Here is a 10,714-nt window from a genome sequence, read left to right as displayed (position 1 = left end):
CGCGCCATGCACGCCGACCTGAACCTCACCTTCGGCGTCGACGACACCACCACCGCCGTCTTCGTGCCTCACGACGACCGTCGAACCGCCTAACCCCGGCGGTCCAGCAGCGCCAGGATGTGGGCGCGGCCCCGGTCCGCGAAGGCGGCTTCCAGGGCTTTTTGGTCGGTCTCGGTGAAGGGGCGGTACGGGCCGGTCTTGGTGTCGCGCCACCACAGCGGGTCGGGGGCGGTGTACCACGCCTGGCGGACCAGGACGCGGGTCAGGATCTTGTTGGTGCTGGTCTGCGGGAGCGTGGCCGCGATGCGGACGTAGCGCGGATGCCAGGACGTCGACAGGTCGGATTGGGCCGCCAGCCACCCGGCGAACGCGTCGGGGTCGAAGGTCGCCCCCTCGCGCAGCACCAGGGCCGCCATCGCCTGGTCGCCCGCCGCCTCGTCGGCGACGCCGTACACCGTCGCGACCGCGACGTCGGGATGCCGGGAGAGGATGCGCGCCACCGGCGTGGAACCGAAGTTCTCGCCCGCGACCCGGATCCACTCGCCGCTGCGACCCGCGAAGAAGACCAGGTCGTCGGCCGTGCGAAAGGCCAGGTCGCCGCTCCAGTACCAACCCTCGCGCATCCGCTGCGCGGTCGCCGTCGGGTTGTTGTAGTAGCCCTCGAAGGACCCCGCGCCGCCCACGTTGACGAGTTCGCCGACCGCTTCCTCGAAGTTGGTCAGCCGGCCCTCCGCGTCGAAGGTCGCCGGCGGGCACGCCTCGCGGGTCTCCTGGTTCAGGATCCGGATGTCGCCGTTGGGCTTGCCGAGCGCGCCCGGCGGCATGTCGGGGACCGGGACGAACGAGAGTCCGCCCTCGGTCGAGCCGAAGCCGTCACGCACCGAGCAGCCGAACCGGCGGGCGAACCGCTCGACGTCCTGTGGACCGCCTTCGTTGCCGAACACGCGCGTGAGCGGGTTGTCCGCGTCGTCCGCGCACTCGGGCGTGGCCAGGATGTACGACAGCGGCTTGCCGACGTAGTTGGCGTAGGTGACCCCGTAGCGGCGCACGTCCGGCAGGAATCCCGACGCGGAGAACCGTCGCCGCAGGACCAGTTCGGCGCCCGAGGAGACCGCCGGCGCCCAACACGTGATGATCGCGTTGGAGTGGAACAGCGGCATCGCGCAGTACGCGACGTCGTCGCCGGTGAGCCGCTCCATCGTCACCACGCTCGCGCCCTGCGACGCGATCTTGCCCTGCGAGCACATGACGGCCTTGGGGTGCCCGGTCGTGCCCGAGGTGAGGATCAGCATGAACGTGTCCTCGGCCGCCGGTCGCTCACTCGGCAACGCGGCCCCCGCGTGCGGCGCGAGGGCGAGTGCCCATGCCGGGTCGTCGACGCACAGCAGCCGGTCGGCGGGAAAGTCCGGCGCGGCCTCGCGCAACTGCGCCAGGTGCGCGGCGTCGGTGAGGACGAGCGAGCAGTCGGTGTGGTCGATGTCGCGCGCGAGTTCGGTGCCGACCCGAGTCGGGTTGAGCCCCACGATCACCGCGCCGGACAGCGCCGCGGCCCCGAGGAGAAGCGGAAACTCGGGAACGTTCTCCAGCATCACGCCGATGTGCCACGGCGCGCCCTCGACGCGTCGCGCGCGCAGGAACGCGGCCCGTTGCGCGGATTCGGCCACCACCTCCGCCCACGTCCACCGGCGGTCCTCACAGCGCATGGCGGGCGAGGTGTCCTCGGCCCGATCACGCAGCAGGGTGTCCAGCGTGCTGTTCCAACGTCCCGACACGGCACGGCTCCTGACGGACGGTCACACCTACATGGCACGATCAAGCTTGCGATCCGCAACCTAACCCGCGGGCGCGAAGATCGGAAGACGACGAAGATCGAAACGAAGCCCGAACCCGAACACGACCCGGATCGGATGTTTGCCGCTTGCCCGCACGTGACGCGTCGGACAGATTGAGGCCGTACGCATCGGGGGAGGCAGGCATGGACATGAGCATAAATTCGAGCATTCCGGGCAGAATTCGTAGCGCACTTTTTCTTGACTTTGACAATATTTACAGTGGGCTACGGGAAACCGATCGCGCCTCGGCGGAGATTTTCGCCCGTAAGCCTTCCCAGTGGTTGGAGTGGTTGGAGAACGAGTCGGCCGAGCACGGCCTGCGTCGCTCGCTCCTGGTACGCAACTGTTATCTGAACCCCGTGATGCACGACCGTTATCGGGCGTTCTTCACCAGGTCGGCGTTTCGCGTGATCGACTGCCCACCGCTGACCGGGCGGGGCAAGAACAGCGCCGACATCCACATGGTGATGGACGTGCTGGACACGCTCCAGCACTCGACCCGGTTCGACGAGGTCATCATCATGAGCGCGGACGCGGACTTCACGCCCGTGCTCCTTCGGCTGCGCAGTCACGACCGCCGCACGATGGTGATCGCGAGCGGGCCGGCCGCGCAGGCGTACGTCGCGGCGGGTGACGTCGTGATCAGCGACCAGGAGTTCATCGAGCGCGCCCTGCGCGACGAGATCGACGTCGCGCCCGCCGACGAGGGTGTGCGCGAGCAGGTCATGGCGCACGTACGCGACCAGGTGGCCGGGTCGGAGGATCCGATCGTGCTCGCGACGCTCGCGCACTCGGTACTCCAGCGGGTCGGCCGCGAGCAGGTCACCCGCACCCGTTGGGGCGGCGCGACCACGTTCTCGTCGCTGCTGGAACTGATCCTGGACCAGGGCGCCGACGAACAGCTCACGATCAGCCGCGTTCCACCGGGCTACATCTACGACCGCACCCGCCATCAGCCGCCCTCGGTCCGACCCAACGGCCACGGCCGAATGGACCACGTGCGCGAGCCGGTACGGGACCTGATCGACCGCGTGGCCACCGTCACGGGCGCGCCCCGGCTCTCGCCGGGCGAGTACCACGTGCTGTTCGAGGAACTGCACGCCGAGGTCAGCGAGAACGGCTTCCAGGGCAACCAGACCTCGGGCGCGGTCCGCGACCGCTGCGCCGAGCGGATGCAGACGATCGCCCGCAAGGCCATCGCGTTCGTGACCACGGGCCTGGTCTACTCGGGCTACTGGTCCTCGACCGCCCACCCGGTGGCCTCCGCCGACGACCTCGCGGCTGCCTTCCTGCGCAACGTCGAGACCCTGTGCGCGAACGCGCGCCTGTATCTCACCGACAGCGAACGCGGCCTCCTCGCGGAGTGGCTGCACGGCGGCGTGGTCACCGACGCCGACCACGTCGCCCCAGACCTCACCATCGTCCCGGACACCGACGGCGGCTGACCCGGCCCGACGGGTGCGGCACACACGCCGCGCCCGTCACGGCGACGAAACGGGGACCTGGACGGGGGCCTGGGTCGCCTCGGTGAAGCACGGCGAGCGGACCTCGACCACGATCGCGTCGGACTCCGGCTTGTCCGTGGTCGTCGGCGCCGAAAAGAGCCGCAGGTTGTAGCGGCTCTTCTGATCCGCAGCGATCATGAAGGCGGACTCCCCCGGCCGCCCCGCGCTGTCGGACGAAATCGTGATCCCCCGCGCGCGCATGCCGGCCCGCACCCGCTCGAACGCGGCCGGGTGGAGCGGTTCCGCCAGGTCCATCCGGAACGTGCTCTCGACTCCGAATCCTCCTACCGCATCGTGGCTGCACTCCATCGGATCAGTCCACGTGTTCGTGGACACCGGCGCGATGGGCCCGCTGCCGATCCACCCCGCGACGTCCGACGCGTACCCGGAGGCCGCCCGCCGCACATCGGCGGTCACCTGCACGGGCGCGGGCTTGGTGGATCGCGGCGGTGTGGCGAGCGTCCGGTCGAGGCCACAACCCGCCAACGACACGATCGCGACCACCGCGACGACCAGCGCACGAACTCGGGTCCGGAACATGAGGATTCGCCTTCGTCGGTGGTTTCGGGAACACCCCCGACCCTGGCCCCTCACGAGTCCCGGCGCGTGAGCCCGCGTACTCATCCGACGCCCGCGCGGGACCCACCTTCGGCCACCGCACGAGCGCACGTCACCCGCGCCGGCCACCCGTCACGACGACGGAACCGCCGCGGCCGACGGCGCGCTCGGCGCCGTCGTCGGCGCCGGCACGAAGCACGGCGTGGAGATCCAGATGGTGATCTCCTTGGCGGGGGAAGTGCTGGACAGCCGCATGCCATAACCGGTCTGCGGATCCTTGGCACTCATCTTCCCGCTGGTCCCGGTCTCGCTCCACCCATCGGACCCCGCGTCGTAGCTCGTGATCTTGAACCCGCGGGCGGTCATCCCGGCCCGCACCCGCTCGAAAGCGGCCAGGTGTTTCGGGCTTTCCAAGATCACGTTGTACGCGAGAAGGATGCTTCTCGGGCCGCCTTTGGCCGACGTGTTGCCGCACGGCGGCTTCTCCGTGCCGGCTCCCTGGGGGGTGATCGGCGCGTCGATCCATCCGATGATCTCCGAGGCAATCAACTGAGCGGGCCTGATCATCTCCTCCGGCGCCTTCGTCGGCACGCTCTGCTTCGATCCGGGAGCCCCGGACGATTTCCCCGAATCCGTGTCGCCCCCGCATCCGCCCGCCAACACCATGAGCGCGAACACCGCCGGAAGAATCAACCTGTTGCTGCCTGTGCGCGTCATGACGTCCTGTTCGCGGAGGGGCCGGCCGTGATCCGGGACACGGCGGTCGGCGCCGCCAGGAAGCACGGCGACAGAACCCAGATCGTGATCTCTTTGGCGGGCCACGTGCTCGACAACAGCAGGTGATATCCGTCCCGCCCGGATATGGCGTTCAATCTGCCCGTGGTGCCGGCTTGCTCGGCCACACTCGGCCCCACGTCGTACTTCGTGATCCGAAATCCCCGCGTCGTCAGCTCGTCGCGCACGCGCTCGAAGGCGGCCTGGTGCCGCTGCGTGGGAATGCGCACGTTGTACGCGCGAAACACGCTCTTGGGCCCGGAAGCGGTCGCGCCCTTGCAGGGCATCATCTCTGTCGAGGCCCCCGACTCGGTGATCGGTGCCCCGATCCAGTCGATCACGTCCCGAGCGTGTCTCTCGGCTCGCTCGATCAACGCGCGGGGAGTCAAAAGCGGTTCGTTCTGCGGGCGGCGCGATTCGGCGGGCATACGTCTTCCTCGATCCTCGACAGACTTCTTGCCGGCCAAAGCCGCTGCCACCCTGGTTGCCCCGAATCGATCATCCGGCTCGATCATCCGGGCATCCGCCCGTCGACGAGCTGCGGTTGCATGCGTGAGTCCGGGTTGTTGTAGTTGCCCATGATCACGCGGGCCTGGTTGTCGAGGCTGATGTCGGGAGTGCGGTCCTCTTTCAGGTCCCAGTACGAACTGTGTGCGGGGAAATCCAGGAGGCCGTCCGGGCTCCTGCCGGCGTCGTTCGTGGTCATCCGGTTGCCGCCGAAATCGTCACTGGTGGGCGTGACGAACTGAATCGGCGAATCCATGTCCAGCGAGATGCCAGGCCCGTGACCGTCCCAAGTCATGTCGAAGTCGAGGGGGTTGTGGGCCCGGACACCACCGTGGAAGGGCGCGCCTCCCTCCGGTACGGGGTCGCCCGGGGCCTCCTCGGCCCAGACGTGTCTTGGGTCGATCCGGAGGTCGTCGGCACTGTCGACATGCATGCCCGGGCTGCCCAGGACCACGATGTCGTCCACCGCGAGGCCATTGCCGCTGCGCGCGGCGTCCCCGATCAGCGTGGATCCGTAAGAGTGCCCGACGACCGTCATGTGCGGGGTGTCGCCGTTTTGTGCCTGGAAGCCGTTGAGGAAGGTGTCGAGGTTCGGCGCCCCATCGGCGGCGTAGCCCCTCGACCCCGCGTTCGGGATCGCGTCCGGCGCGTCGTAGTCCAACCACAGGATGGTGGCGACGTCGCCGGGGTTGTCGGGCGTGAGCCGGTCGGCCGCCATTTGCATGTTGTAGACCCGGTCGAGGTCTCCGTTGTCGGAGGTCGCACCCGTCCCCGGGACCAATACGGCCACGTTCGCCGCCTCGTCCGGATCGCCCACCGCCAGGATCACGCGTCCGTCGCCCTCGGCGCCGAACTTCAGTAGCTGCAACTGCTGTTCCGCCGACCTGCTCTGACCGTCGACCAGCTTCTTGTCGATGTCCAGCAACTTGGCGAGTTCCGAGTCGTGCCTGGCCTTGTCTCCGGGATCCGGCGTCTCCTGCTGCCTGAACTCGATCTGCTGGGCCAAGGCGATCCGGTTGGCCTCGTCACGGACCTTCGACGGCAGCCCGTCGGTGGCGCCGATGGCACTCGGCCACGCTTCGACGAAGGTCTCGCGCTGCTCGTCGGTCAAGCCGGCCCACCACTTGGCGGCCTCGGCGGGGTCCTTGGGTATCTGGGCCGCCCGGGCATCGGTCGCGCCCCCAGCGTCACTCACGACGTTCTGCCACGCACTGGGGCCGGCCAGATCGGCCGGGTGAAGGCGGTCGACCTCCCCCGCGAAGCGCCCGTCCGCGTCGGTGGCACGCTGCACGATCCGCTGGAACTCTTCCTGGAATCCGGTCATCTGCCGGTTGCGTGACGCTTGGTCTTCGGGGCTCGTGGCCTGCCTGCCGTCGGGCATCTCCTGCCAGGCCAACGATCCGCCGGGACCCACGGTGAAGCGCTGTGCGGTCGCGCGCTCGACGGCGTCGCGCAGCGCGGTCTGACAACTGGTCAACTCGTCCATCGCGGCCCGCAGGGTGTTCACCATCGCGGACGCCTCGATCGAAGCCATCGACAGGCGCTTGCCGATCCCGTCCGAGGCCGCGGCCGCGCCGTTGGCCGCGTCCCCTTTCCACTCGGAGTTGCGCAACCCCTGCGACAGTTGCGTCGCGGTGTCCTGCTGAGCCTGTTCGAGCACCTTGTTCGCGTCCACCCAAGTGGTCAGTGGATGAACCAGCCACTCGGGTCGGGCGTTTCTCAGCTCGTCGAAACCGACCACGGCTCAGCCGCCCGGCGTGAACGAGCCGCGGACCAGGTTCTCGTTCTGCTCGTACGCCCCTGCGGCGTCCGTGATCTGCCCCGATAGGGTGAGGGTTTCGCCGACGAGCGCCATGACCCAGTCGGCCCACTCCGTCGACACCGTGCCGATGCGGCCCGGCAGGGCGAAACCGGGCATCGCGCCGGCGGTGTCGCGGCATTCGTTTTCGAGCCCTCGCACGGACTGCTTCAGCCGATCGGATATCTCGCCCGCGGCGGAGCCGCAGGTCCTGATCCGGCTGGTGTCGACCCCGAACGCCCCGCTCCCGTCGGCGCCGTCGGCGGACAACAGGGCCGTCTGCGCGGGCCGTTCGGCCGGCGGCGCGGGTTCCTTGCCCGGCTCGTAGCGCCAAGGATTGACTATCCGGTCGATCGATGACATCGGTCCCCCATGCTCACGGCCGTCCATGATCCGTCAGCGCTCGAACCACGTGTCGTCGCGGTGCGGTAGGCGTCGCCGCAACCGCCCGGCCGAGGCGGCGAGTTGCCTGCCTCGATCCGCGCCTTGGGCGACGCCGTACGGCCGTTCGAGTGCCGATTGGAAGACATTGATACACAGGTGATCAACCATGCGCAAACAAAGATCACCCACAGTGATGATCATCGGAGCGTCCGAGCCGGGCCGCCGTGTGCCGGGACGACCGGGCGGTCCGGAATCGGACCGCCCGGTGCCTGTCGACTAGAACTGACCGCGGCGGTACAGGCCGACGACGGCCGCGCCGCCGAGGCCGATGTTGTGGGTCAGGCCGACCTTGGCGTCGGCGACCTGGCGCGCGGCGGCCTGGCCGCGCAGTTGCCAGCTGATCTCGGCGGCCTGGGCCAGGCCGGTGGCGCCGAGCGGGTGGCCCTTGGAGATCAGGCCGCCGGACGGGTTGACCACCCAGCGACCGCCGTAGGTGGTGGCGCCGTCGGCGACGAGCTTGCCGCCCTCGCCCTCGCCGCACATGCCCAGCGCCTCGTAGGTGAGGATTTCGTTGATCGAGAAGCAGTCGTGCAGTTCGATCACGTCCACGTCCTCGATGCCGAGCCCGGACTGCTCGAAGACCTGCCGGCCGGCCGCGGCCGACATCGGCTTGCCGACCGCGTCGATGCACGTGTTGGAGGCGAAGCTCTCGGCGGTGTCGGTGGTCATCGACTGGGCCAGGATCTCGATCGCCTGGTTCTCCAGGCCGTGTTCGCGCACGAAGCGCTCGCTCACCACGAGGGCCGCGGCGGCGCCGTCCGACGTGGGCGAGCACTGCAGCCGGGTGAGCGGCGAGTGGATCTCCTTGGCGCCGAGCACCTCTTCGAGCGAGTACTCGACCTGGAACTGCGCGTACGGGTTGTTCACCGAGTGCCGGTGGTTCTTCACACCCACGTGCGCGATCTGCTCGGCGGTGGTGCCGTAGCGCTCCATGTGCTCACGCGCGGCGTTGCCGAAGATCTGCGCGGTCGGCGGCGCGGTCATCGAGAAACCGTGCACGTCGCCCATGATCTTGTAGTGCTGCGCGACCGGCGAGGTCGAGAAGTCGCCGTCGCCGCCCCCGCCGAGCGAGCCGCGCTTCATCTTCTCGAAGCCGATCGCGAGGACGCAGTCGTTGATCCCGCCCGCGACGAACTGCCGGGCCATCATCAGCGCGCTGGAGCCCGTCGCGCAGTTGTTGTTGACGTTGTAGACCGGCACGCCGGTCAGGCCCAGCTCGTACGCGGCGCGCTGGCCGGCGGTGGACGCCTGGAAGCAGTAGCCGACCGGGACCTGCTCGACCTTGTCGTAGCCGACGCCCGCGTCTTCCAGCGCCTTGCTGCCGGCCTCCTTGACCATGTCCCAGTACTGCCAGTCGCGGCTTTCCGGCTTCTCGAACTTGGTCATGCCGACGCCGACGATGAACGCCTTTTGTGCCATGGGGAAAACTCCTGTCGAAAGAAAGGAACCGAAAAGGAACGGGTGACGAATCGCGCGGACTACTTCTCGGAAGGCTGGGGGTCGCGCGGCAGGCCCAGGATGCGCTCGCCGACGACGTTGAGCTGGACCTGCGTGGTGCCGCCCGCGATGGTCAGGCAGCGGCTCATCAGGAAGCCGAAGGCCGCCTTTTGGCCGTCGCCCTCGTCCACCGCGCCCAGCGGGCCCAGCAGTTCGAGGGACAGCTCCGACTCGCGTTGCTGGTGCGGGGTGCCCACGAGCTTGCGGACCGACGCGCCGGCGCCCGGTTCGAGTCCGGACAGGCGGGCCAGCGTGGTGCGCAGTTCGATCAGCGCGAGCGAGGACGCCTCGGCGACCAGGGCGCCCAGGCGCTCGCGGAAGCCGCCGTCCACGAACTCGCCCGCCGGGCCGTTCACCGACGCCACCAGGTTGGCGATGCCGGCGCCGAACGAGCTGCCCGCGCCCATGTGCACGCGCTCGTTGCCGAGCGTGTTGCGGGCCACCTGCCAGCCCTCGTCGACCTTGCCGACGACCATGTCGTCGGGCACGAACAGGTCTTCGAGGAAGATCTCGTTGAACATCGCCAGACCGCTGATCTCCTTGAGCGGGCGGATGTCCAGGCCCGGCGCGGTCATGTCGACGATGAAGTAGGTCAGGCCCTCGTGCTTGGGCTTGTCGGGCGAGGTGCGTGCGAGCAGGATGCCCCACTGCGACTCGCGGGCCCGCGACGTCCACACCTTCTGGCCGTTGATCAGCCAGCCGCCCTCGGTCCTGGTCGCGCGGGTGCTGATCGCGGCGAGGTCGGAGCCGGCGCCCGGCTCGGAGAAGAGCTGGCACCACTGGATCTCGCCGCGCAGGGTCGGTGGCGCGAAGCGCTGTTGCTGGGCTTCGGTGCCGTAGGCGATCAGTGACGGGATGACCCAGTTGCCCATCGTGATGTCCGGGAGTCGCACCCCCAGCGCCTTCATCTCCTGCTGGATCACCAGCTGTTCGACCGGACCGGCGCCGATGCCGTACGGCTTGGGCAGGTACGGGGCCGCGTAGCCCAGCGGGGCCAGCCGCGCCCGCTGTTCCGCGCCCGACTCCTGCGCGACCTCGGCCAGGATCGCGCGCGCGGTGTCGCGCAGCCGCTCGGCCTCCTGCGGCAGGTCCAGTACCAGTTCGCGGCGGGCGCCGGCGCTCGCGAGCTCGCACACGCGCAGCCGCCAGAACGCGGCGGGGCCCGCGTACTGGCGCAGCGTCAGGCCGCGGCGCAGGTAGATGTGCGCGTCGTGCTCCCACGTGAAGCCGATCCCGCCGAGGATCTGTACGCAGTCCTTGGTGGTGGTGAACGCGGCCTCGACCGCGTAGGTCGCGGCGATCGCGGCGGTGAGCGAGCGAGTCGGCGCGTCGCTGCCGGCGTCGATCGCGCGTGCCGCGTCCCACGTGACCGCGCGCGACTGCTCGACGCGCACGAGCATGTCGGCGCACAGGTGCTTGATCGCCTGGAACTGGCCGATCGGGCGGCCGAACTGCTCGCGCACCTTGGCGTACTCGGTCGCGGTGGTCAGCGCCCACGCGGCCACGCCGCACGCCTCGGCGGACAGCAGGACGGCCGCGTAGTCGCGGGCCAGGTCCTCGTTGACGCCGTCGAGCACGCGCGCGGCCGGGACCACGGTGTCGACCGTGACCTCGGCGCTGCGGCGGGTGGGGTCCACGCTCTTGAGCGCCCGCACGCTCACGTCGGCCGCGTCCACGACGACGTGCGCCACGGTGTCGTCCGCGCGACGAGCCGCGAGCAGCAGGACGTCGGCGAGCGCGCCCCCGAGGACGGGCGTGGCGACGCCGGTGATCCGCAGGCCGCCGCCCTCGGCGCGGGC

10 protein-coding genes are annotated in these 10,714 nt (G+C 69.5%); 1 reads left to right on the top strand and 9 read right to left on the bottom strand.

The genetic code is table 11. The features are described 5' to 3' along the window. Positions 1-89 precede the first annotated feature (89 nt). Complete coding sequence (locus tag GT354_RS14795) at positions 90-1,772, bottom strand: long-chain-fatty-acid--CoA ligase (RefSeq protein WP_202511910.1); 1,683 nt, start codon at positions 1,770-1,772, stop codon at positions 90-92. A gap of 203 nt (positions 1,773-1,975) precedes the next feature. Here GT354_RS14795 and GT354_RS14790 point away from each other — a divergent pair, with 203 nt between their 5' ends. Further along, positions 1,976-3,277, top strand: coding sequence for an NYN domain-containing protein (locus tag GT354_RS14790; protein ID WP_161356773.1), 1,302 nt, complete (start codon positions 1,976-1,978; stop codon positions 3,275-3,277). Positions 3,278-3,313: 36 nt separating this feature from the next. Here the strand turns inward: GT354_RS14790 and GT354_RS14785 are convergent, their stop codons facing one another. The 8 genes from GT354_RS14785 to GT354_RS14750 form a co-directional block, all read right to left on the bottom strand. Then, on the bottom strand, positions 3,314-3,877 hold the full coding sequence (locus GT354_RS14785; protein WP_161356772.1) for a hypothetical protein: 564 nt from the start codon (positions 3,875-3,877) through the stop codon (positions 3,314-3,316). Between the two features lie 150 nt (positions 3,878-4,027). After that, positions 4,028-4,612, bottom strand: coding sequence for a hypothetical protein (locus tag GT354_RS14780; RefSeq protein ID WP_161356771.1), 585 nt, complete (start codon positions 4,610-4,612; stop codon positions 4,028-4,030). Beyond that, entirely contained in the window at positions 4,609-5,097 is a 489-nt protein-coding gene (locus GT354_RS14775; protein WP_161356770.1) for a hypothetical protein, read from the bottom strand. Before GT354_RS14775 ends, GT354_RS14780 begins: the two co-directional genes overlap by 4 nt. A gap of 83 nt (positions 5,098-5,180) precedes the next feature. Then, a complete protein-coding gene (locus GT354_RS14770; RefSeq protein ID WP_161356769.1) occupies positions 5,181-6,851 on the bottom strand; it encodes an alpha/beta hydrolase in 1,671 nt (556 codons plus the stop codon). 69 nt (positions 6,852-6,920) lie between these two features. Continuing rightward, complete coding sequence (locus GT354_RS14765) at positions 6,921-7,337, bottom strand: hypothetical protein (protein WP_161356768.1); 417 nt, start codon at positions 7,335-7,337, stop codon at positions 6,921-6,923. A gap of 33 nt (positions 7,338-7,370) precedes the next feature. After that, on the bottom strand, positions 7,371-7,526 hold the full coding sequence (locus GT354_RS14760; protein ID WP_161356767.1) for a hypothetical protein: 156 nt from the start codon (positions 7,524-7,526) through the stop codon (positions 7,371-7,373). A 108-nt stretch (positions 7,527-7,634) separates the two neighbouring features. Further along, a complete protein-coding gene (locus GT354_RS14755) occupies positions 7,635-8,837 on the bottom strand; it encodes a lipid-transfer protein (protein ID WP_161356766.1) in 1,203 nt (400 codons plus the stop codon). 59 nt (positions 8,838-8,896) lie between these two features. Next, positions 8,897-10,714, bottom strand: a 1,818-nt coding sequence (locus GT354_RS14750; RefSeq protein WP_161356765.1) for an acyl-CoA dehydrogenase family protein, incomplete at its 5' end; no start/stop codon positions are given.

It is taken from the genome of Streptomyces sp. SID3343, from assembly GCF_009865215.1.
GTDB lineage: Bacteria > Actinomycetota > Actinomycetes > Streptomycetales > Streptomycetaceae > Embleya.
Note: the sequence above shows the minus strand (reverse complement) of the source record. Positions and strands in the feature narration are given on the sequence as shown.